The organism is Pseudomonas sp. Leaf127, from assembly GCF_001423155.1.
In the GTDB taxonomy this organism is placed as follows: Bacteria; Pseudomonadota; Gammaproteobacteria; order Pseudomonadales; family Pseudomonadaceae; genus Aquipseudomonas; species Aquipseudomonas ovata.
In genome coordinates this window covers 738,911-761,528 of the sequence record NZ_LMOA01000021.1, presented here as the reverse complement: position 1 = coordinate 761,528, position 22,618 = coordinate 738,911, and the positions used below count along the sequence as shown (strand labels likewise).

The window sequence follows — 22,618 nt, the reverse complement described above, 5'->3', positions numbered from 1 at the left end:
CGGTCAAATATTGCTCAGGATGTTAGCCGGATTTTTATTTCACGCAATGCTGCGCTACCAGCTTCTGCAGTTTGCTGGCCAGCGCAGGGTCCGGGGCGGCAGAAGCGTTGTTCATGGCCGCAATGTCCTTGTCGCTGAAGTTGGCATCGATCTGTTTGGCGCCACACTCGCAGTGGGCCTTGGCACTTTTATCGTCCAGTTTCTGCTGTTTGGCCGCGCTGACGCATTGCTCGGTGAAATCGCTGCGGGTGGTGGAGTCCATGGCCGCCTGGGCGCCCAGCGGGGCGGCCAGGATCAGGCAGGAGAGAAGTGCAGAACGGCTTGGAAGCTTCATGGTGTTCTCCTTTACTGGAACGTATGTAGAAAATCGGGACACCTGTTCTGACGATCTTCAGGCTCGACGGTTCAGCCCGATAGATGAATTTGATCTATTTTCAGGCTGATACGTGTCTATTCGGGGAGCTGTGCTAGGATGCGCGTCCTGTTGCGTATTGTGTGTCTGCCCATTGCAGGGCGACCTTGCACGCCGGCGGGCTTGTTACAACCGGTTTCGTACAATCCAGTCATCCGGTTCGGTTCAAGGTTGGCCTTCAAGGCTCCTGCCACTGTGAGGCAGGCATACCACCGGATCGCGTACTGGCTCATCCCAACCCACGTGACCTTTGGTAGGGGTCACCACTAGGAGAGGAGGCGCCATGCCCACCATTACTCTTCCCGACGGCAGCCAACGTTCTTTTGATCACCCCGTGTCGGTCGCCGATGTCGCACTGTCCATTGGCGCGGGCCTGGCCAAGGCCACCGTCGCCGGCAAGGTCGACGGCAAGCTGGTCGACGCCAGCGACCTGATCAGCACCGATGCCAGCCTGCAGATCATCACACCCAAGGATCAGGAAGGCCTGGAAATCATCCGCCACTCCTGCGCCCACCTGGTCGGTCATGCCGTCAAGCAGTTGTACCCGAGCGCCAAAATGGTAATCGGGCCGGTGATCGACGAAGGCTTTTATTACGACATCGCCTACGAGCGCCCTTTCACGCCGGATGACCTGGCGGCGATCGAGCAGCGCATGCAGCAGTTGATCGAAAAGGACTACGACGTCATCAAGAAAGTGACGCCGCGTGCCGAAGTGATCGAGGTGTTTGCCGCGCGCCAGGAAGACTACAAGCTGCGCCTGGTCGAAGACATGCCGGACGAGCAGGCCATGGGTCTGTATTACCACGAAGAATACGTCGACATGTGCCGCGGTCCGCATGTGCCGAATACCCGCTTCCTCAAGGCCTTCAAGCTGACCAAGCTGTCCGGCGCCTACTGGCGTGGAGATGCCAAGAACGAGCAGTTGCAGCGCGTTTATGGCACGGCCTGGGCCGACAAGAAGCAGCTGGCAGCCTATGTCCAGCGCATCGAAGAGGCCGAAAAGCGCGATCACCGCAAGATCGGCAAGCGCCTGGGCCTGTTCCACACCCAGGAAGAAGCGCCGGGCATGGTGTTCTGGCATCCGCAGGGCTGGACCCTGTACCAGGTGCTTGAGCAGTACATGCGCAAGATCCAGCGCGAGAATGGCTACCTGGAGATCAAGACCCCGCAAGTGGTCGATCGCAGCCTGTGGGAGAAATCCGGGCACTGGGCCAACTACGCCGACAACATGTTCACCACCGAGTCCGAAAGCCGCGACTACGCCATCAAGCCGATGAACTGCCCTTGCCACGTGCAGGTGTTCAACCAGGGCCTGAAGAGCTACCGCGAGCTGCCGATGCGCCTGGCCGAATTCGGTGCCTGCCACCGTAACGAGCCCTCGGGCGCGCTGCACGGCATCATGCGTGTACGCGGCTTTACCCAGGACGACGCACACATCTTCTGCACCGAAGAGCAGATGCAGACCGAGTCGGCCGCTTTCATCAAGCTGACCCTGGATGTGTACGCCGACTTCGGCTTCAAGGACATCGAGCTCAAGCTGTCGACCCGCCCTGAAAAGCGTGTGGGTTCCGACGAGCTGTGGGATCGCGCCGAAAGTGCACTGGCTGCCGCACTGGACAGTGCCGGCCTGCCGTACCAGTTGCAGCCGGGCGAGGGGGCTTTCTATGGCCCGAAAATCGAATTTTCCCTGAAGGATTGTCTGGGCCGCGTCTGGCAGTGTGGTACCCTGCAGCTCGATTTCAACCTGCCGATCCGCTTGAGCGCCGAATATGTCTCCGAAGACAACGGCCGCAAGCACCCGGTCATGCTGCACCGTGCGATCCTCGGATCGTTCGAACGCTTCATCGGCATCCTGATCGAGCACTACGAGGGCGCGTTCCCTGCGTGGCTGGCTCCGACCCAGGCGGTGATCATGAATATCACTGATAAACAGGCCGATTTTGCCCAGCAGGTTGAAAAAACTCTGCTCGAAAGCGGGTTTCGTGCCAAGTCCGACTTGAGAAATGAGAAAATCGGCTTTAAAATCCGCGAGCATACTTTGCTCAAGGTTCCTTACCTCCTTGTGATAGGGGATCGGGAAGTAGAGACGCAAACCGTCGCTGTGCGTACCCGCGAAGGTGCCGACCTTGGTTCGATGCCGGTCGCCCAATTCGCTGAATTCCTTACGCAAGCGGTTTCCCGGCGTGGTCGCCAAGATTCGGAGTAATTACTATTAAGCGTGATATGAGACAAGATAAACGAACTGCACCAAAAGCCCCGATCAATGAGAATATCTCGGCGCGCGAGGTTCGGTTAATTGGCGCTGATGGCGAGCAGATTGGCATCGTCTCTATTGATGAAGCGCTTCGTATCGCCGATGAGGCGAAACTGGACCTGGTAGAGATTTCTGCCGACGCAGTACCGCCGGTTTGCCGAGTCATGGACTACGGCAAATCGCTCTTCGAAAAGAAGAAGCAGGTGGCTGCGGCGAAGAAAAACCAGAAGCAGATCCAGGTTAAAGAAATCAAGTTTCGTCCAGGGACGGAGGAAGGGGATTACCAGGTAAAACTGCGCAACCTGGTACGTTTCCTGAGTGACGGGGACAGGGCCAAGGTATCCTTGCGATTCCGCGGCCGTGAGATGGCCCACCAGGAGCTGGGTATGGAGCTGTTGAAGCGGGTCGAAGCCGACCTCGTGGAATACGGCGCCGTCGAACAGCATCCTAAGATGGAAGGACGCCAGCTGATCATGGTCATCGCCCCGAAAAAGAAGAAGTAACCACCAGGGCACGGCAGGCCTTGCGGTTATGTTTATCAACTGAATGCGGAGTATCCGAACATGCCAAAGATGAAGACGAAAAGTGGTGCAGCTAAGCGGTTTCTGAAAACCGCCAACGGCATCAAGCACAAGCACGCTTTCAAGAGCCACATTCTGACCAAGATGTCGACCAAGCGTAAGCGTCAACTGCGCGGAAGCAGCCAGCTGCACGCGTCTGACGTGGCAAAAGTCGAGCGCATGCTCCGCCTGCGCTAATTTTGATCAAGAATTAAGAGGAAGTAACTCATGGCTCGTGTTAAGCGTGGCGTCATGGCCCGTAAGCGTCACAAAAAGATTCTGAAACTTGCAAAAGGCTACTACGGTGCACGTTCGCGTGTGTTCCGTGTTGCCAAGCAAGCGGTTATCAAGGCAGGCCAATACGCCTACCGTGACCGTCGTCAGAAAAAACGTCAGTTCCGCGCTCTGTGGATCGCTCGTATCAACGCTGGTGCGCGTATCAACGGTCTGTCCTACAGCCGTTTTATCGCTGGCCTGAAAAAAGCGTCGATCGAGATCGACCGCAAGGTTCTGGCTGATCTGGCTGTGAACGAAAAAGCGGCGTTTGCTGCGATTGTCGAGAAAGCTAAAGCCACTTTGGCCTAAGTCCCCGACAGTCACTGGCCCTGGTTTCCAGGGTCGGTATTGAACGTCATAAATAGGGGAAGAGCCTGCGCTCTTCCCCTATTTCGTATCTGGAGTCTGTACATGGAAAACCTGGACGCGCTGGTCTCCCAAGCTCTTGAGGCTGTGCAAAGCGCCGAAGATATCAATGCCCTGGAGCAAATCCGGGTTCACTACCTCGGCAAGAAAGGCGAACTGACCCAGGTGATGAAGACCCTGGGCAACCTGCCTGCAGAAGAGCGCCCGAAAGTCGGCGCCCTGATCAACGTTGCCAAGGAGCGTGTCACAGAGGTTCTCAATGCACGCAAGGCGTCGTTCGAGGAGGCAGAGCTGTCTGCCCGGCTCGCGGCCGAGTGCATCGATGTGACCCTGCCGGGCCGCGGCCAGACCACCGGTGGTCTGCACCCGATCACCCGCACTCTGGAACGGATCGAGCAGTTCTTTACGCACATCGGCTACGGCATTGCCGAAGGCCCGGAAGTCGAAGATGACTACCACAATTTCGAGGCGCTCAACATCCCAGGCCATCACCCGGCCCGGTCGATGCATGACACCTTCTATTTCAATGCGAACATGCTGCTGCGCACCCACACCTCGCCGGTCCAGGTCCGCACCATGGAATCGCAGCAGCCGCCGATCCGCATCGTCTGCCCAGGCCGTGTGTATCGCAGCGACTCCGATATCACCCACTCGCCGATGTTCCACCAGATCGAAGGTCTGCTGGTTGACCGTGATATCAACTTTGCCGACCTGAAAGGCACCATCGAAGAATTCCTGCGCGTGTTCTTCGAAAAAGAGCTGGCCGTGCGTTTCCGTCCTTCGTACTTCCCGTTCACCGAGCCGTCGGCCGAAGTGGATATGGAATGCGTGATGTGCAGCGGCAAGGGTTGCCGGGTCTGCAAGCAGACCGGCTGGCTCGAGGTCATGGGCTGCGGCATGGTGCACCCGAACGTGCTGCGCATGTCCGGCATCGATCCTGAGCAATTCCAGGGCTTCGCCTTTGGCATGGGCGTCGAGCGCCTGGCCATGCTGCGTTACGGCGTCAACGATTTGCGCCTGTTCTTCGACAACGACTTGCGGTTTCTTGCGCAATTTCGCTAGTCGGGCCCGTAACGAATCTTTCAGGAGAGCAGGATGAAATTCAGTGAACAATGGCTGCGTGGCTGGGTAAGCCCGCAGGTATCCCGTGACGAGCTGGTCGCTCGTCTGTCGATGGCCGGTCTTGAGGTTGACAGCGTGACGCTGGCCGCCGGCATTTTCTCCGGTGTCGTGGTGGGGGAGGTCCTGAGTACCGAGCAGCACCCTGACGCCGACAAGCTGCGCGTCTGCCAGGTCAGCAATGGCGGCGAGACTTTCCAGGTGGTGTGTGGCGCGCCGAATGTGCGCCCTGGCCTGAAGATTCCATTTGCCATGATCGGCGCGCAACTGCCGGGCGACTTCAAGATCAAGAAGGCCAAACTGCGCGGCGTCGAGTCCAACGGCATGCTGTGCTCGGCCGCCGAGCTGGAGCTGGGCGAGGGCAATGACGGCCTGCTGGAACTGGCGGACGATGCGCCCGTGGGTGAAGACATTCGCGTCTACCTGCAACTGGACGATGCCAGCATTGAAGTCGACCTGACCCCGAACCGTGGCGACTGCCTGTCGGTGGCTGGCCTGGCCCGTGAAGTCGGTGCGCTGTATGACGCCCCTGTTACGCGTGTACAGGTGCCGGCAGTGCCCGTGGCCCATGACGAAGTGCGCCCGGTCGAAGTGCTGGCGCCCAACGCGTGCCCGCGTTATCTGGGTCGGGTCATCCGCAACGTCGACCTGTCGCGGCCAACGCCGCTGTGGATGGTCGAGCGCCTGCGTCGCTCCGATGTGCGCAGCATCGATGCCGCGGTCGACGTCACCAACTACGTGATGCTGGAGCTGGGTCAGCCCTTGCATGCGTTCGACCTGGCCGAAATCAACGGCGGGATCCGCGTGCGCATGGCCGAGGAGGGCGAGAAGCTGGTCCTGCTCGACGGCCAGGAAGTCACTCTGCGTGCCGATACCCTGGTGATTGCCGACCATCAGCGCGCACTGGCCATCGCCGGCGTGATGGGCGGCGAGCACAGCGGTGTGACCGCCAAGACCCAGGACATCTTCCTGGAAAGTGCTTTCTTCGACACCATTTCCGTCGCTGGCAAGGCCCGTTCCTACGGCTTGCACACCGATGCTTCGCACCGTTACGAGCGCGGCGTCGACTCACAACTGGCCCGCGAAGCCATGGAGCGGGCCACCGGCCTGTTGCTGGACATCACCGGCGGCGAAGCCGGTCCGGTCGTCGAGGTCGCCAGCGAGCAGCACCTGCCGTCGATCGCGCCGATCACCTTGCGTGCCAACCGCATCGAGCAGATGCTGGGCCTAGCCATCGAGGCAAGCGAAGTCGAGCGTCTGCTGGCCGCCCTTGACCTGACGCCGACTCGTCAGGCCGAAGGCGAGTGGCTCGTCAACGTGCCAAGTCATCGTTTCGATATCAGTCTGGAAATCGACCTGATCGAAGAGCTGGCACGCCTGTACGGTTACAACCGCCTGCCGGTTCGCTACCCGCAAGCGCGCCTGGCACCGCAGGCCAGGGCCGAAGCCCGTAGCGAGCTGCCGGAGCTGCGTCGCCTGCTGGTTGCGCGTGGCTATCAGGAAGCGATCACCTACAGCTTCATCGATCCCAAGTGGTTCGAACTGTTCAGCCCGGGCGTCCAGCCGCTGCTGCTGGCCAATCCGATCTCCAACGACATGGCCGCCATGCGCTCCTCGTTGTGGCCGGGCCTGGTCAAGGCGTTGCAACACAACCTCAATCGCCAGCAGGATCGTGTCCGCCTGTTCGAAAGCGGCCTGCGTTTCGTCGGCCAGCTCGATGGCTTGAAGCAAGAGCCGATGCTGGCAGGTGTGGTGTGTGGCAGCCGTCTGCCGGAAGGCTGGGCGCAGGGCCGCGAGGTCGTGGACTTCTTTGACGTCAAGGCCGATGTCGAAGCAGTGCTGGGTTTTGCCGGTGCGCTGAATGTCTTCACTTTCAAGCCAGGCCAGCATCCGGCACTGCATCCGGGCCAGACGGCCTTGATCGAACGTGACGGGCGCGAAGTCGGCTACCTGGGTGCCATTCATCCGGAACTGGCAAAGAACCTGGGCCTGGATCGACCGGTCTTTGTCTTCGAGCTGGTGCTGGCTGAAGTGGCCGAAGGCCGCCTGCCGAAATTCCACGAGCTGTCACGCTTCCCTGAAGTGCGCCGCGACCTGGCACTGCTGGCCGACCGCGACGTGGCCGCCAGCGCCGTGCTGGAGGTGATCCGGGAAAATGCCGGCGAGTGGCTCACTGATCTCAGGCTGTTCGATGTGTACCAGGGTAAAGGCATTGATCCGCATAGAAAAAGCCTCGCTGTCGGCTTGACCTGGCAGCATCCATCGCGCACTCTTAACGACGATGAGGTCAATGCAACGACGCTTGCAATCCTCACCTCACTTGAGGAAAGGTTAAACACCACGTTAAGGAAATAACGTATGGGGGCTCTGACGAAAGCTGAGATGGCCGAACGTCTGTACGATGAGCTAGGCCTGAACAAACGAGAAGCCAAGGAACTGGTTGAGCTGTTCTTTGAGGAAATCCGACACGCGCTGGAAGACAACGAGCAGGTCAAATTGTCCGGTTTCGGCAATTTCGACCTGCGCGACAAGCGTCAGCGACCGGGTCGTAATCCCAAGACAGGGGAGGAAATCCCCATTACAGCTCGCCGTGTCGTAACCTTTCGTCCAGGGCAGAAACTCAAAGCCCGAGTTGAAGCTTATGCTGGAACCAAGCCATAACGACGAGTTGCCGCCCATACCGGGCAAACGCTACTTCACCATTGGTGAGGTCAGCGAGCTCTGCGCGGTAAAACCGCACGTTTTGCGTTATTGGGAACAGGAGTTTCCCCAGCTCAACCCCGTCAAGCGCCGCGGGAATCGTCGTTATTATCAGCATCAGGATGTGCTGATGATCCGCCAGATCCGCGGCCTGCTGTATGACCAGGGGTTTACCATTGGCGGGGCGCGCCTGCGCCTCACCACTGGCGAGCCCAAGGACGATACCCAGCAGTACAAGCAGATGATTCGGCAGATGATCAACGAGCTTGAAGATGTGCTGGATCTACTCAAGGCATAAAATCAGTTCGGCGAAATGCTTCCATAATTCAAACGCTTAGGGTATATTCCTCACCACTTCCGCAACATGGGAAGCGTTTCAACACCGGAGTCGGGGCGTAGCGCAGCCCGGTAGCGCACTTGCATGGGGTGCAAGGGGTCGAGTGTTCGAATCACTCCGTCCCGACCAATATTCCTGAGTAAAATCAGACACTTAAGCCGATCAGCTAGATCGGCTTTTTTGTGTGTGTGCAAAAAGCGCGAAAAGTGACTGTGAAATCTTTTTGATACTTCGATTAGCCCCCACACCTCGATCAGCCTCCTCAACACACATCCGCTACTTTCCTGCACGAAAATGGGAAGCCGCTGCGCCATTTGGTAGCACATAACCTTGCCCGACTCTCGCGTCCTCCCTGCAATCAGCCTAAAGATCCAAATTAAATCAACTGGTTAACACACGACCAAGCCCCTTGGCACACATCCTGCTTTTGTATCCGTGGATAATTGGATACAAAAATACAAAGGTGCCGCCCCATGCAATTTGCCCCTGCCTACATCGACCGTCAGCCCCTCACGGCCGAGGAGGAAGCCTATAACTTTCTCCTTGATGCAATCTGCTGCGCTCGCTACCGCAAGGGTGACCGCCTGATCGCCGAAGACATTGCCAGCGAGATCGGCATGAGCCGCATGCCGGTACGCGAAGCCTTTCGCCGCCTCGACGCCCAGGGGCTGGTAACCCTGCGGCCCAACCGTGGCGCCATTGTCAGCGGCCTCGATATCGACGAGCTGCATGAAGTGTTCGAAATGCGCAGCGCGCTGGAGGGCCTGGCGGTGCGTGTCGCGGTCAGCCGCATTGACGAGCGCCAGCTCGCAGCGCTTGAGCGCCTGCTGGACGAGATGGATGACTATCGCGACGAGAGTGCCGCCTGGGTCCGCCGTCATCGCGCCTTTCATGAATACCTGTGCAGCCTCAGCGGGCGCCCGCGCCTGATGAAGCAGATTTCGGCCCTGTACTCGTTGGTGGAAGCGCCCATGCGCTTGTGGTTACAGCACAGCGAAAAGCCCTTGAGCGCGCGGCAGGAACACGCCGTGATCCTCGACGCGATTCGCACCGGTGACGCCGCCCGCGCCGAAGCCGTGGTGCGCGAGCACATCGAAGGCACCGTGCCGGCGCTGAGTCAATTTCTGCAATCGAAACAATAGGAGAGGCGGGTCCGAACCCGCTCGTGTTTAGACGTCGATTCCTGCCCCGTTATTCAACGAAGTGGAGTGTCTGGTCATGCATAAACCTAGCGTCTTGCTGGTCGCTGTCTCTCTTGGTCTTTGCGCACAATGGGCCGTTGCTGCGCCCCAGGTGCCAGAGCGTCTGCAGAAAGTCGACAAGCTCGTCTACTGCTCGGGGATGGATTCACCGCCCCTGGTTTCGTTCGACGAAGCCCAGAAACCCCGGGGACTCACCGTCGACCTGGGGCTTGAAATTGCCAGGCAACTGGACAACAAACAGGTGCAATGGCGGGTGATTCCGTTCTCGGGTCTGGTGCCGGCCTTGCTTGCCGGGCAGTGCGACATGATCGTTGATCAACTGTTCGACAAGCCCGAGCGGCGCGAAGTGATCGACATCGTCAACTACATGTATTCCAGCCAGTCGGTGGTCGTGCCCAAGGGCAATCCAAAGGGCATCAAGACGCTGGATGATCTCTCCGGGCATAAGGTCGCCGTGCTCAACGGCTCCACCGTCAAGACCCTGCTGGACGCCCGGAATGAAAGCCTCGCCAAGGCGGGCAAGCCACCGATGAAGCTGGTGGTCTACAACACCGACACCGATGCCTTCCAGGCGCTGCGCATCAGCCAGGTCGACGCCTACGGCACCACGGTTGAAACCGCCGGCTATTACGCCACGATGGCTCCGGAGCTGTTCCAGGAGGGCGTGCCGGCCTTCAGTCGCATCCTCACCGGGCTGGGCATGCGCAAGGATGATCCGCAATTGACTACTGCCGTGCAGCAGGTCATCAGCGACATGCGCAGCGACGGGCGCTACGTGCAGTTGTTGAATAAATGGCATGTCAGCAGCGACACACTCGACTGAGGCAAACCGGCGATGAATTTCAATTGGGATGTGTTCTGGCAGTACCTGTTGCAGCCCAGCGGGGTGTACCTCACCGGGCTGTGGCTGACGTGCCTGATCAGCGTGCTGGCGATGCTGTTGGGCTGCAGTCTGGGGCTGGCGGCGGCGCTGCTGCGCTTGTCGAGCAATCCGCTGTTGCACCTGCCGGTACGCTTTTATGTATGGCTGATGCGCGGCACACCGTTGCTGGTGCAGATCGTGTTTCTGTACACGGCGCTGGCGGCGGGCGGGATTTTTCGCTTTGAGGATATCGAGCTGTTCGGCCTGATCATCCCCGGCAACATCCAGGCGGCGATCATTGCGCTGGGCCTCAATGAAGGCGCGTATATGGCCGAGATTATCCGTGCCGGTATCGGCGCGGTGGACAAGGGCCAGTACGAAGCCGGACGTTCCCTGGGCATGGGCTTTGCCAAGTTGATGCGGCGCATTGTCCTGCCCCAGGCGTTCCGGGTGATCGTGCCGCCGCTGGGCAACGAGTTCAACGTGATGCTCAAGAACACCACGCTGGTCAGCGTGATCGGTGTACAGGAACTGCTGCTCAGTACGCAAATGATCACGTCGGCGACGTTCCGCGTGTTCGAGTTGTACCTGGTGGTCGCGCTGTACTTCCTGACGCTGACCACCCTGTGGGGATTTTTTCAGCGCTGGCTGGAAAGCCGCGTTGGCCGGTCCGACAGACCTTGCGCAACGCCACCTGCGGCCAGCCGTATGTTCGGTCGTAGCACCCTGAAACTGCTGAGGGGACGTTAACCATGGCGCACCAAAGTGACGAGTTGATCATCGAGGCACTGGACATCCACAAGTCGTTTGGCACGTTGCAGATCCTCAAGGGTATTTCCCTGCAAGTACGCCGCGGCGAGGTGGTGGTACTGATCGGCGCATCGGGCTCTGGCAAGACCACCTTTATCCGTTGCATCAACCTGCTTGAAGACGTCCAGGGCGGGCGTATCCGTGTCAACGGCCGCGCCATGGGCTATCGCGAGCGCAGCGATGGCAGCCTTGTGCGCGATTCTGAGCGCAACATCGCCCGCCAGCGCCGCGACATCGGCATGGTGTTCCAGCGCTTCAACCTGTTCACCCACATGACCGCGCTGGAAAACATCATCGAAGCACCGATCCAGGTGCTCGGCGTGCCGCGTGCCCAGGCACTGGAGCAGGCTCACGGTCTGTTGGCGCGGGTCGGCCTGGCGGACAAGGCCGGCCATTACCCGTCGATGCTCTCTGGCGGCCAGCAGCAACGGGTGGCGATCGCCCGTGCGCTGGCAATGAAACCCCAGGCCATGCTGTTCGACGAACCCACCAGCGCCCTTGACCCGGAAACTGTCGGTGAGGTCTTGCAGGTGATGAAGGAACTGGCAGAGGAGGGCATGACCATGGTCGTGGTCACGCATGAAATGGGATTTGCCCGTGAAGTGGCCGACCGGGTGGTGGTCCTCGATCAAGGTGAACTGATTGAACAGGGGCCGCCGGAGCAGATTTTCAGCTGCCCCAGCCATCCGCGTACCCGGGCCTTTCTCAGCCGCGTGTTATGACTTTTCTTGAAGGGCCTTTGCCATGTTGAAATTCTCTGCTCACGAATACCCCTATGCGTCGCAACGCCAAAGTGTGTTCGCGCGTCGCGGCATGGTCGCTGCATCCCAGCCGCTGGCCGCACAGGCGGGCATCGAAATCATGCAAAAGGGCGGCAACGCCATCGACGCGGCCATCGCCACGGCCGCCGCCCTGACAGTGGTGGAACCGACGGGCTGTGGCCTGGGTGGCGATGCCTTCGCCCTGGTCTGGTGCAAGGGGCAGTTACATGGCCTGAACGGTAACGGCCATGCCCCGGCGGCCTTGAGTATCGAAAAGGTCAAGGCGGCCGGGCATGAGCAGATGCCGCTGTATGGCTGGACACCGGTGACCGTACCTGGCTGCCCATCGGCCTGGGCGGAGCTGTCGCAACGTTTTGGCAAATTACCTTTTGCCCAATTGCTGCAACCCGCCATCAGCCTGGCACGCGACGGTTTCCCGCTGTCGCCGGTGGTTGCCCATCAATGGCAGATCGCCTTGAACGAGTTCAGCCCGCACCGCGACGACGTGCTGCAGGCCTGGTTCGACACCTTTCTGATCGATGGCCGTGCGCCACGCGCCGGGGAAATCTTCCGCAACCCGGCCCAGGCCCGCACCCTGGAAGAGCTGGCTGCCACTCGCTGCGAAAGCCTGTACCGAGGCTCCCTGGCCGAGCGCCTGGAGGCTCATTCCCGCGCCAGCGGCGGCTACCTGCGTGCCTGCGACCTCAAGGATTACCGCGCGCAATGGGTCGAGCCCATCCACATCAACTACCGTGGCGTCGACGTCTGGGAAATCCCGCCCAGTGGCCAGGGCCTGGTCGCCCTGATGGCGCTGAAGATCCTCGAAGGCTTCAGCTTCGATCACCGCGACAGCCAGCACACCTGGCATCGCCAGCTTGAGGCGATGAAACTCGCCTACAGCGACGGCCTGCATTACATCACCGACCCTGCGCACATGCGCATGGCCGTGGCCGACCTGCTCAGCGACGGCTACAGCACCCGCCGCCGTGGCCAGATTGGCGAGCAGGCCCAGCCGCCCAGGCCTGGCGATCCCCATGCCAGCGGCACGGTGTACCTGGCCACGGCGGATGCCGAAGGCAATATGGTTTCGTTCATCCAGAGCAACTACCACGGCTTCGGTTCTGGCGTGGTGCTGCCCGACAGCGGCATCGCCCTGCAAAATCGCGGGCAGGAATTCAGCCTCGACGCGACGCACGCCAACTGCCTGGCCCCGGGCAAGAAAACCTTCCACACCATCATCCCCGGCTTTCTCAGCAAGGATGGCCAGGCCTTGGGGCCGTTCGGCGTGATGGGCGGCTACATGCAGCCCCAGGGCCATGTGCAGATGGTGATGAACCTGGTGGACTTCGGCCTTAACCCCCAGGCAGCACTGGACGCGCCGCGCTGGCAATGGCTGGGCGACATGAAGGTCGGCATCGAACATGGCGCCTCGCGCGACCTGGTCAATGCGCTGGCACGGCGCGGTCACAAGGTGCAGACCGACAGCGACCTGACCGACTATGGGCGCGGGCAGATCATCTTGCGCGACCCGGTCACCGGGGTGTTGTGCGGGGGCACCGAACCACGGGCGGATTCGCATATTGCGGTCTGGTAAGCGGCGGCACAGGCACTGATGCCCCGGATGCTGGAGCGGTTCGGAGCGGTACCCGAACATCCGTCATGAGTTGCCTGATGTTCGCGATGATGGGTTGGCGTGCACCGGAGCAAGGATTGAGCCCATTCTCTATCCACAGGTGGGCTCAGGATGTCTGCCCGTCAGACACGACGGGGCTCGCCCTCGGCCATTTCGCGCATCAGGCTCAGGTAACGCCGTGCGCCCAGCCCCAGGGGCCGGTTCTTTACCCAGATGATGTCGACCCATAACCGCATCTGACTCGGCATGTAGTCAAACACCACTTCTGTCAATGCGCCCGACGTGATCAGCGGTTGTACCAGCGGTTGTGGCAGATAAGCCCAGCCCAGGCCTTGCTGCACCAGGTCCAGCGTGGCCAGGTAACTGTCGCTGTGCCAGATCCGCCGCGACAGCACAACACGTGGGTCAGAGTCTGCAGGTCCTCCCGTCGCGACGATAATCTGCCGCACGTTCACCAGTTGCTCCTCGGTCAAGGGGCTTTGCTTGCCGGCGGCTGCGGGATGATCCGGAGAGGCAACGGCGACCAACAACTGGCTCCCCGCTTCAAGAAACGTCTCCCGCTCGTCCAGCCCGGGTCGTTCGAAGCCAAGTGCCAGTTGCACGCGCCCTTCATGCAGCATGCGCATCGCCTCTGGATGGGACGCAGAGCGAATCTCGATGGCCAGCGTGGGAAACTCCCTGGCAATGATGGACAGCGGACGATTCCAGATGCCGGTTTGCAACTCCGGCGCCATGGCAAGGACCAGGCGCTCCTCCAGCCCCTTATGAAGCTGGAGCGCATGGGCGTCCAGCAGGTTCAACTGGCTGGCGACCTGGCGTGCCTGGGGCTCCAGTGCCTTGGCGGCGGCTGTCGGAATGGCCTTGCGGGTGGAGCGATCAAAAAGCAACAGATCCAGCTCTGCTTCAAGCTGCGACACCGCCATGTTGATGGCCGAAGGCACCCGGCCCAACTTTCGTGCGGCGGCAGAAAAGGATCCGCTGTCGACGACCGAGAGAAAAACTTTAAGTGACTCACTGGTAAAGGCCATAGGGGTTGTCAGATGTTCTGATAATGATCGTCTTTATGTATCAGGTTCGTTGGCCTACTTTCTACTCTCTTTCAACGTTAATGCGCAGGAGCACACCGTGTCGGTTTCTGAATTGCAGGGGCATGTGGCACTGGTCAGTGGGGCCGGGAGTGAAGCCGGGATCGGCATGGCTATTGCGCGCCGGCTGGGTGCCTGCGGGGCGAAGTTGATCATTACGGCCAGCAGCATGCGCATCGCGGATCGGGTTGAAGAACTACGCCTTGAAGGGTTTGAAGTCGAAGGCCGACCAGCCGATCTCACCGATGAAGATCAGGTACGTGAATTGAGCCTGTGGGCTGCGTCAGTGTGGGGGCGTGTCGACATTCTGGTAAACAATGCCGGCATGGCCATGCAAGGCAGCCCTGAAACATTCTCGGAACTGGCGGCTATGCCACTGCATGACTGGAACCTTTCACTGGCCAGAAACCTGACGACCGCTTTTCTGCTGACCCGCGCCGTGTTGCCCGGCATGCGCGCGCGACGTTACGGTCGCATTATCAATATCAGTTCGACCACGGGCATCCGGGGCAGCAACCCCGGCGAAGCCGCTTACAGCGCCGCCAAGGCCGCAATGGTTGGCATGAACATGGGACTTGCACTGGAAGTCGCCAGGCAGGGAATCACCGTAAACAGCGTGGCTCCCGGCTGGATCACCACCGGATCAACCACGCCGGTTGAGGCCGAGGCGGGGTGTTTTACCCCGATAGGGCGGGCGGGCAGCCCCCGCGAAGTGGCGGCCGCGGTGGCCTTTCTGGCGTCGCCTGAGGCCAGTTACATCACCGGTGAAGTGCTGGTGGTGGATGGCGGAAACAGCCTGATCGAAAACAAGGCGCCTTACGCCTGATTCAAGTGGCATCGGTTTATTCCTGACGCTCAGGTTACGTTCGCACGGCGAATAGGCACGTTGCAAGAGCCCGGTTTTTAGTTGTTCACGCACGAAGAAGCGCCTGCGTGTGGCGGTGGCGTGTCTTTTATTTGAGCCATCGCGACGTTCAATCAAGTTAATCATCAATAGAGGAGTTTGATCATGTCCCACAGTGGAATCTGTGAATCGGCGATTGCTGCGTTTACCGTAGCCGAGCGTGCCCGCTTCATTGAACGTAACCCGGCATCAATGGCGCTGGCCAGGCGTGCCAGGGCGAATCTGTTCAACGGTGTGCCCATGCACTGGATGAGCGACTGGTCAATGCCGTCGCCGCTGTTTGTCAAACGTGCCAAGGGTGCACGTTTCACGGATGTTGACGAGCATGAGTACATCGACTTTTGCCTGGGCGATACAGGCACCATGTTTGGTCACTCACCTGATCCTGTTGCCCGCGCCATCGCCGAGCAAGCCGATAACGGCCTGACCACGATGCTGCCTGGTGAAGACGCGGTGGTCTGCGGCGAGTTGCTGGCTGAGCGATTCGGGCTGCCTTACTGGCAGGTGACCGCCAATGCGACTGACGCCAATCGTTATGTGCTGCGCTGGGCGCGCGCGATTACCAAACGCAACGTCTTGCTGGTGTTCGACGGCTGCTATCACGGTACTGTGGATGACGTCATGGTGCGCTACCGCGCCGGCAAGACCGTGCACCGGCCAGGTCTTGTAGGCCAGGCCTACGACTTGACGCAATACAGTCGATCCATCCCCTTCAACGATGTCGACGCACTGGAGGCTGCTTTAGCCCAGGGCGATGTGTGCGCGCTGATGTGCGAGCCGGCGATGACGAACATAGGCATGGTGCTGCCCGATCCGGGGTTTATGCAGAAGTGCCGAGAGTTGACCCTCAAATACGGCAGCCTGTTGGTCATTGATGAGACCCACACTATTTCCACAGGCCTGGGTGGATGCACCCGCCAATGGGCCTTGAAACCCGACTTTTTCGTGGTGGGCAAGCCCATCGCGGGAGGCATACCTTGCGCGGTGTTTGGTGTGACCGAGCAGGTTGCCCTGGCCATGCGCGATGTGCAGAAAACTGTCAGTGAAGAGAGTAGCGGGCATGGCCACAGCGGTATGGGAACAACGCTGTCCGCCAATGCGCTGGCCATGCGTTGCATGCGCGTCAGCCTCGAAGAGGTCATGACCGAATCAGCTTACCTGTACATGCTGCCCCTGGCCTCAAGGCTGGCGCAGGGATTTCGAGCGTTGTTCAAACGCCACCAACTGGATTGGTCTGTTACCGAGTTGGGGGCTCGCTGTGAGTTTCAATTCTGTGCCACCTCGCCCAGAACCGGCGCCCAGGCCGAGGCGGCCTTTCATGACAGCCTGCAAATGGCCCTGCACCTGTACCTGATCAATCGCGGCATCCTCATCACGCCTTTTCACAACATGACCCTGTGCTGCCCACAGACAAGTGAGGCCGATATCGACAGGCTGATCGGTGAGTTGGATAACGCGCTCACCACGTTGCTTGCCATTCCCGGGGCGCGGGTCATGCCTTCATGAACGCCACGATTCTCGAATGCCAATCCGTTTGAATGAGCGCCAAGAGGTGTGACATGCAATATGCTGATAAAAAAGAGGCCCAGGATTTTCTGGCCGCTCACCCTGAAGTTCTGAGCATCGAGTTATTCCTGATCGATGCCAATGGTGTTCCACGAGGCAAGCTGTTGCATCGCGACGAGCTACTGGCGATCTACGAGCATGGTCGGCCCCTGCCAAGCTCCATCCTTGCCCTGACCGTGCAGGGCGAGGACGTAGACGACACCGGCCTGGTCTGGGATGTCGCTGACGCGGATTGCTGGACGTACCCCTTGCCGGGCAGCCTGACCCTGCAACCCTGGCGCAGCAGCCCCACCGGTCAAGTGCAGGTCAGCATGCACCCGACCCAAGGGATGCCCGCCGCACCGGCCGACCCGCGCCATGTGTTGGTGCAGGCCATCGAGCGGCTCAAGGCCGATGGCTTGCATCCGGTGATGGCGGTTGAGTTGGAGTTCTACTTGCTGGACCGGCAGCGCGACGCCAACGGTCGGCCGCAGCCGGCGTTGCAAGCCAATGGTGTACGCCCTGTTGCCCCGCAGGTGTATGGCGTGTACGAACTGGAGCAGTATCAACCGTTTCTTGATGACCTCTACGCGGCCTGCGCCGTCCAGGGGTTACCCGTGCGTACGGCAATCTCCGAGTATGCGCCAGGCCAGTTCGAGCTGACGCTTGAGCATCGTTTCGACGCACTCCAGGCCATTGATGAAGGCGTACGTTACAAGCGCCTGGTCAAAGGCGTGGCCAACAGACACGGGCTGCAAGCATGTTTCATGGCCAAGCCATTCGGCGATCAGGCCGGTAGCGGCCTGCATTTGCATGTGAGTCTGGCCGACGCGCAGGGTAACAACCTGTATGCGAGCGATGACCCCCAGGGTACGCCGCTGTTGCGTCACTCCATTGGCGGGATGATGGCCACCTTGTTGGACTCGCTGGCGATATTCTGCCCCCATGCCAATTCATACCGCAGGTTCCAGACCGGTAGCTACGCGCCGCTGGCCAAAAGTTGGGGCGTCAACAATCGTACGGTGTCGTTGCGTGTGCCCGGTGGCCCCGCGATAAGCCGGCACATCGAGCACCGCATTTGCGGTGCCGATGCCAACCCCTATCTCGCCGCTGCCGCCGTACTGGCAGGCATTCACCACGGCATCACTCATCAAAGCGATCCGGGCGCGGCAACTGAAGGCAATGGCTATGAGCAAGCGACCGACTTTCTCCCCACCGACTGGCTTACCGCATTACAGGCGCTGCAACGTTCAGCATGGGCACGCGAGGCGCTGGGCGCTGAATTCCTGAAGGTGTTCCTGGCGATCAAGTGGCGCGAGCTCCGTACATTCAACGCTGAAGTCACAGAGCAGGACTGGCGCTGGTACCTTGCTCACGCCTGAACGTCGGTCCGTCAGCATGACGTGGGATGGACTGCTGACATCAGCGGCTTCTGAACCGTAAAAAACTGCACCATAAAAAAACTCGCTGAATCAGCGAGTTTTTTATGCATCATGCGTAAGCGTTTCTACAGGCCCCGAATCTTCATGCCTCAGGTCCGCAGTATCTCGTCGATCGCACTCTTTTTCGGGCGCATGGCGCTGTACACCTGCCAGACGATAAACGCCAACGCCAAGCCGAGGAACGAGGCGGCGATAGGGTTCGACAGGAAAGCCATGAAGTTGCCGTCCGACAGCATCAGGCCGCGGCGCAGGTTGGTTTCAGCCATCGGCCCGAGAATAAAGCCGATGATGAACGGCGCCGCCGGCATGCCGGCCTTGTCGAAACCATACCCCAACACACCAAACAGCAGGATCGACCAGACATCGAACAGGCGGCTGAACAAGCCGAAGGCACCCACGACACACAGCACCAGGATGATCGGCAGCAGAATGTGCTTGGGCACATCCAGCAGCTTGATGAACAGGCGCAGGCCGTAGAACTCCATGAACAGCATCATGAACGTGGCGACGATCAGTGCTGCGAAGATGGTGTAGACCAGCGGTCCATGGATCAGGAAGCCGCCCAGCATGATCGCGGTGACGGTGTCACCCGGAATGCCCAGCGTCATCAACGTCATCATCGCACCGCCGATACCGGCGTTGTTGGCGGTCTCACTGGCGACAACCCCACCAATGTTGCCCTTGCCATACGATTCCGGGTCCTTGGCGCGTTTCTTGGCGATGATGTAGGCCACCAGGTTCGAGGTGCCCGCACCGATGCCCGGCAGGATACCGATCCCCAGGCCGATCAGGCCCGAGCGAAACGCGTTGGGCAGTTGCTCGCGAAACTCCTTGATCGAAAAACCGAAGCCCTTGATGTTCTTCATGCTGACCGATTGCGCCTTGCCTTGTTTGGCAAAGCGGCCGTTCTCGGCCAGCTTGATGATTTCGGCCACGGCAAACATGCCGATCATCACCGTCAGCATTGAAAAACCGCCGTTCAGTTCGGGCAGGCCGAACGTAAAGCGGCGAATCGCTTCCACCGGCGCGATCCCTACGGTGGACACCGCAAAGCCCAGTGCACCGGCGAACAGCCCCTTGGCCATGGAGCCGGCCGACAGCGTGGCAATCAGGGTCAGGGAAAACACGGCAATGGCGAAGTATTCATGCGGGCCGAAACGCAGGGCCACCTTGGCCAGTTGCGGCGCGATGGACATCAGGGCGGCAATGCTGAACAGGGTGCCCAGGAACGAGAACACAATGCCGATACCGAGCGCCTTGACGCCGTGCCCCTGTTCCATCAGTGGTCCGCCGTCGAACACCGTGGCAATCGATGAGGGCGTGCCGGGTATCTTCAGCAAGATCGCCGAAATCAGGCCGCCTGAGGTGGCGCCGATAAACAGTGCGACCAGCAGTGAGAGCCCCGCCTGAGGACCCATGGTGAAGGTCAGCGGCAGGCACAGCGCAACAGCCATGGTCGCCGACAGGCCGGGCACGGCGCCAAAGACGATGCCTACGGCCACGCCGATGGCCATCAACAACATGATGTTGATCGAAAAGACGGCACCGAAGCCTTGCTGCAACAAATCGAGCATGCTTGATACTCCTAAAAGTTGGTCAGGCCGGCGGGCAGCATCAAATCGAAGGCCTCGCGGAATAACAGGTAAATGACAGCCGAGGTGATCACGGCAATGACGACATACGTGAGGTGCGGCACCTTTTGGTCGGCCGGGGTCAGGACCATGAACTGCAGGTACAGGTAGGCAGCGGTCATGATCGGAAAGCCGACCGGGTTCATCAGGGCGATGTAGCCCACGATCAAGGCCAGGGTCTTGACCACGGTCTTCACATCAATCGCGCTGCCCGTGTCCTCGGTGTCGACATGCGGGACATCATCGGCTGGCGCTTGCGCAGTCGCGAAGGCACTGAACAACTGGATCACGGCCAGCAGGCAGAGCATCCCCGCCAACAGGCCTGGAACGAAGGCCGCATCAATGCCGGAGTGCCCCGGTAGTTTGAGTGTCATCAGCAGATAACCGAGTGCGGTGCCGAGCATGACACCGCCGATAATCAGCTCTTTTTTCTTGCAGGTAGCCATCGGGAAACCTCGGGATATAAGCCAGGCAAAGCAGGCTGGCGCTCGGGCCAGCCCGCTTCAGGTATTACTTCTTGCGCAAAACGTCCTTGAATTGCATGAAGTCCTCGCGGGTCTTGGCCAGGATCTGTTTGGAGTCCTCGGTGCCGTAGTAAGCGACTGGCTGCTGATCGGGCTGATCCTGATCGTGCTGGTGTTCGAGGCCGCCAGAAGGGTCATGGGCATTGCGCTGCCGATCATCTGCGGCCTGTTCCTGGCCTATGGCCTGCTGGGCGAATACCTGCCCGGCGACCTGGCCCACCGGGGCTACGGGGTCGACCAGATCATCAACCAATTGGCGTTCGGCACCGAGGGCCTGTACGGCACACCGACCTACGTCTCGGCCACCTACATCTTCCTGTTCATCCTGTTTGGCTCGTTTCTCGAACAGGCCGGCATGATCAAGCTGTTCACCGACTTCGCCATGGGCCTGTTCGGCCACAAGCTGGGAGGGCCGGCCAAGGTGGCGGTCGCCTCATCCGCGCTGATGGGCACCATCACCGGCTCCGGCATCGCCAACGTGGTCACCACCGGGCAATTCACCATCCCGCTGATGAAACGCTTCGGCTACCGGGCCGCCTTTGCCGGCGGGGTCGAGGCCACGGCCAGCATGGGCAGCCAGTTGATGCCACCGGTCATGGGCGCCGTGGCGTTCATCATGGCCGAGACCATCAACGTGCCCTTTGTGGAGATTGCCAAGGCAGCCCTGATTCCGGCCATTCTCTACTTTGGCTCGGTGTTCTGGATGGTTCACCTGGAGGCCAAGCGCTCGAATCTCAAAGGGTTGCCCAAGGACCAGTGCCCCAGCGCGCTGGGGGCGGTAAAGGAAAGCTGGTACTTGCTGATCCCGCTGCTGGTGCTGGTCTACCTGCTGTTTTCCGGGCGTACGCCGCTGTTCTCCGGCATGGTCGGGCTGGCCCTGACCGCCATCGTGATCCTGGGGTCGGCCATCATCCTGCGGGTCTCCAGCTTCGCCTTGCGCTGCGCCTTCTGGATTTCGCTGGGCATTCTGTGCGTGGGCTTCTTCCAGTTGGGTATCGGCGTGATCTTTGCCGTCATCGCCGTGCTGGTGGCTGTCTGCTGGGTCATCAAGGGCGGTCGGGAAACCCTGGTGGTCTGCCTGCACGCGCTGGTCGACGGCGCCCGCCATGCGGTGCCGGTGGGCATCGCCTGTGCCCTGGTGGGCGTCATCATCGGCGTGGTGTCGCTGACCGGGGTCGCCTCGACCTTTGCCGGCTACATCCTGGCGATCGGACGTGACAACCTGTTGCTGTCGCTGATCCTGACGATGATCACCTGCCTGGTGCTGGGGATGGGCATTCCGACCATTCCCAACTACATCATCACCAGCTCGATTGCTGCGCCCGCGCTCCTGGAGCTTGGGGTGCCACTGATCGTCTCGCACATGTTCGTGTTCTATTTCGGCATCCTCGCGGACCTGACCCCGCCGGTCGCCCTGGCCTGTTTTGCCGCCGCCCCGATTGCCAAGGAGACCGGCTTCAGGATCAGCCTGTGGGCGGTGCGCATCGCCCTGGCCGGCTTCGTGATCCCGTTCATGGCGGTCTACAACCCGGCGCTGATGCTGCAGGGCGACAGCCTGTGGATGACCGCCTACATGCTGATCAAGACCGTGCTGGCGGTGGGCTTGTGGGGCATGGCCTCCACCGGCTACCTGCAACAGAAGATGCCGGCATGGGAACGCCTGCTTAGCTTTGCGGCCGGGGCCTTGCTGGTGGTGGCATTGCCGCTGACCGATGAAATCGGTTTTGCACTGGGCATCGTCGTCATCCTGCAGCACGTCTGGCGCGCGCGTCAGAGGGGGCTGGCCAGGGCATGATCGGTCTGTGCCTGGGCCTGGCCGGCGCAGTCTGGGCCCAGCTTTCCGTTTCCGGCTTCACATTGGCCTGGCATCACACCATCGAGAAAATCCGCTGGGAGGAAGACTACCGTGTCACCGAGACCGGCCTGCTGTTGCAGGAGGCCCGGATTCGGGGCAGCGGGGCCGGGATGGAAATCCCGGCCGACGCCTGGCTGCAAGACAGCAGCTGGCATTACCGGCCCAGGCTGGCGCCCCTGCAACCGCTGAACCTTGGTCGGACGCCTGAGGCAGGCGATTATTTCCTGTGCTTGACTGAGGGGTGTCAGGCATTGAGCGAATGGATCGGCGCCCCGGACGCCCGCCAGCCGTTCATACAGCTGTGGGCGTGCACGGTTGATGCGCCGCTTGCCAACTGACC

General features: G+C 60.4%; 21 protein-coding genes, 1 tRNA gene and 1 pseudogene. 19 read left to right on the top strand and 4 right to left on the bottom strand.

Features of this window, described 5'->3' with window-relative positions:
* Positions 1 to 34: 34 nt before the first annotated feature.
* Positions 35 to 334, bottom strand: a complete 300-nt coding sequence (locus ASF84_RS16740; RefSeq protein ID WP_056839927.1) for a hypothetical protein — start codon at positions 332 to 334, stop codon at positions 35 to 37.
* Between the two features lie 361 nt (positions 335 to 695).
* On the opposite strand from ASF84_RS16740, the gene thrS reads away from it, so the two are divergent.
* From thrS to ASF84_RS16670, 14 genes are all read left to right on the top strand, one after another.
* The gene (gene thrS, locus ASF84_RS16735; RefSeq protein WP_056839926.1) at positions 696 to 2,618 is read left to right on the top strand and encodes a threonine--tRNA ligase; all 1,923 of its coding nucleotides are present in this window, start codon (positions 696 to 698) and stop codon (positions 2,616 to 2,618) included.
* On the top strand, positions 2,618 to 3,169 hold the full coding sequence (gene infC, locus ASF84_RS16730; protein ID WP_177339474.1) for a translation initiation factor IF-3: 552 nt from the start codon (positions 2,618 to 2,620) through the stop codon (positions 3,167 to 3,169). Before thrS ends, infC begins: the two co-directional genes overlap by 1 nt.
* Positions 3,170 to 3,229: 60 nt before the next feature.
* On the top strand, positions 3,230 to 3,424 hold the full coding sequence (rpmI, locus tag ASF84_RS16725; protein WP_056839924.1) for a 50S ribosomal protein L35: 195 nt from the start codon (positions 3,230 to 3,232) through the stop codon (positions 3,422 to 3,424).
* Positions 3,425 to 3,454: 30 nt separating this feature from the next.
* Positions 3,455 to 3,811, top strand: a complete 357-nt coding sequence (gene rplT, locus ASF84_RS16720; RefSeq protein ID WP_056839923.1) for a 50S ribosomal protein L20 — start codon at positions 3,455 to 3,457, stop codon at positions 3,809 to 3,811.
* Positions 3,812 to 3,913: 102 nt separating this feature from the next.
* Positions 3,914 to 4,930 (top strand): phenylalanine--tRNA ligase subunit alpha, encoded by a 1,017-nt coding sequence (pheS, locus tag ASF84_RS16715; RefSeq protein ID WP_056839922.1) that lies wholly within the window; start codon positions 3,914 to 3,916, stop codon positions 4,928 to 4,930.
* Between the two features lie 33 nt (positions 4,931 to 4,963).
* Entirely contained in the window at positions 4,964 to 7,342 is a 2,379-nt protein-coding gene (gene pheT, locus ASF84_RS16710) for a phenylalanine--tRNA ligase subunit beta (RefSeq protein ID WP_056839921.1), read from the top strand.
* A gap of 3 nt (positions 7,343 to 7,345) precedes the next feature.
* Entirely contained in the window at positions 7,346 to 7,648 is a 303-nt protein-coding gene (gene ihfA / locus ASF84_RS16705; protein WP_045490388.1) for an integration host factor subunit alpha, read from the top strand.
* Positions 7,629 to 7,985: a MerR family transcriptional regulator gene (locus ASF84_RS16700; protein ID WP_056839920.1), complete on the top strand. Its 357-nt coding sequence runs from the start codon at positions 7,629 to 7,631 to the stop codon at positions 7,983 to 7,985. The genes ihfA and ASF84_RS16700 overlap by 20 nt, the downstream gene beginning before the upstream one ends.
* 91 nt (positions 7,986 to 8,076) lie before the next feature.
* A tRNA-Pro gene (locus tag ASF84_RS16695) sits at positions 8,077 to 8,153 on the top strand.
* A gap of 344 nt (positions 8,154 to 8,497) precedes the next feature.
* The gene (locus tag ASF84_RS16690; RefSeq protein ID WP_056839919.1) at positions 8,498 to 9,166 is read left to right on the top strand and encodes a GntR family transcriptional regulator; all 669 of its coding nucleotides are present in this window, start codon (positions 8,498 to 8,500) and stop codon (positions 9,164 to 9,166) included.
* A gap of 76 nt (positions 9,167 to 9,242) precedes the next feature.
* Positions 9,243 to 10,049, top strand: coding sequence for an ABC transporter substrate-binding protein (locus ASF84_RS16685; RefSeq protein WP_056839918.1), 807 nt, complete (start codon positions 9,243 to 9,245; stop codon positions 10,047 to 10,049).
* A gap of 12 nt (positions 10,050 to 10,061) precedes the next feature.
* The gene (locus tag ASF84_RS16680; RefSeq protein WP_056839917.1) at positions 10,062 to 10,838 is read left to right on the top strand and encodes an amino acid ABC transporter permease; all 777 of its coding nucleotides are present in this window, start codon (positions 10,062 to 10,064) and stop codon (positions 10,836 to 10,838) included.
* Between the two features lie 2 nt (positions 10,839 to 10,840).
* A complete protein-coding gene (locus ASF84_RS16675) occupies positions 10,841 to 11,620 on the top strand; it encodes an amino acid ABC transporter ATP-binding protein (RefSeq protein WP_056839916.1) in 780 nt (259 codons plus the stop codon).
* 22 nt (positions 11,621 to 11,642) lie between these two features.
* Positions 11,643 to 13,253, top strand: coding sequence for a gamma-glutamyltransferase family protein (locus tag ASF84_RS16670; RefSeq protein ID WP_056839915.1), 1,611 nt, complete (start codon positions 11,643 to 11,645; stop codon positions 13,251 to 13,253).
* Positions 13,254 to 13,414: 161 nt separating this feature from the next.
* On the opposite strand, the gene ASF84_RS16665 is transcribed toward ASF84_RS16670, so the two are convergent.
* Positions 13,415 to 14,320 carry a LysR family transcriptional regulator gene (locus ASF84_RS16665; RefSeq protein WP_056839914.1) on the bottom strand — a complete coding sequence of 302 codons (906 nt, stop codon included), beginning with the start codon at positions 14,318 to 14,320 and terminating at the stop codon, positions 13,415 to 13,417.
* Positions 14,321 to 14,444: 124 nt separating this feature from the next.
* On the opposite strand from ASF84_RS16665, the gene ASF84_RS16660 reads away from it, so the two are divergent.
* From ASF84_RS16660 to ASF84_RS16650, 3 genes are all read left to right on the top strand, one after another.
* Positions 14,445 to 15,203, top strand: a complete 759-nt coding sequence (locus tag ASF84_RS16660) for an SDR family NAD(P)-dependent oxidoreductase (RefSeq protein WP_442963069.1) — start codon at positions 14,445 to 14,447, stop codon at positions 15,201 to 15,203.
* Positions 15,204 to 15,386: 183 nt separating this feature from the next.
* Positions 15,387 to 16,787 (top strand): aspartate aminotransferase family protein, encoded by a 1,401-nt coding sequence (locus ASF84_RS16655; RefSeq protein ID WP_056839912.1) that lies wholly within the window; start codon positions 15,387 to 15,389, stop codon positions 16,785 to 16,787.
* Positions 16,788 to 16,840: 53 nt separating this feature from the next.
* A complete protein-coding gene (locus tag ASF84_RS16650) occupies positions 16,841 to 18,208 on the top strand; it encodes a glutamine synthetase family protein (RefSeq protein ID WP_056839911.1) in 1,368 nt (455 codons plus the stop codon).
* Positions 18,209 to 18,357: 149 nt separating this feature from the next.
* Here ASF84_RS16650 and ASF84_RS16645 read toward each other — a convergent pair whose 3' ends face one another.
* Together ASF84_RS16645 and ASF84_RS16640 are read right to left on the bottom strand one after the other, a co-directional pair.
* A complete protein-coding gene (locus tag ASF84_RS16645; RefSeq protein ID WP_056839910.1) occupies positions 18,358 to 19,842 on the bottom strand; it encodes a tripartite tricarboxylate transporter permease in 1,485 nt (494 codons plus the stop codon).
* 11 nt (positions 19,843 to 19,853) lie between these two features.
* Positions 19,854 to 20,345, bottom strand: coding sequence for a tripartite tricarboxylate transporter TctB family protein (locus ASF84_RS16640; RefSeq protein ID WP_056839909.1), 492 nt, complete (start codon positions 20,343 to 20,345; stop codon positions 19,854 to 19,856).
* A gap of 103 nt (positions 20,346 to 20,448) precedes the next feature.
* On the opposite strand from ASF84_RS16640, the pseudogene ASF84_RS16635 reads away from it, so the two are divergent.
* Positions 20,449 to 22,218, top strand: a pseudogene (locus ASF84_RS16635) (TRAP transporter permease); the annotation flags it as partial.
* On the top strand, positions 22,215 to 22,616 hold the full coding sequence (locus ASF84_RS16630) for a DUF1850 domain-containing protein (RefSeq protein ID WP_056839908.1): 402 nt from the start codon (positions 22,215 to 22,217) through the stop codon (positions 22,614 to 22,616). The pseudogene ASF84_RS16635 and the gene ASF84_RS16630, both read left to right, overlap by 4 nt.
* Positions 22,617 to 22,618: the final 2 nt, after the last annotated feature.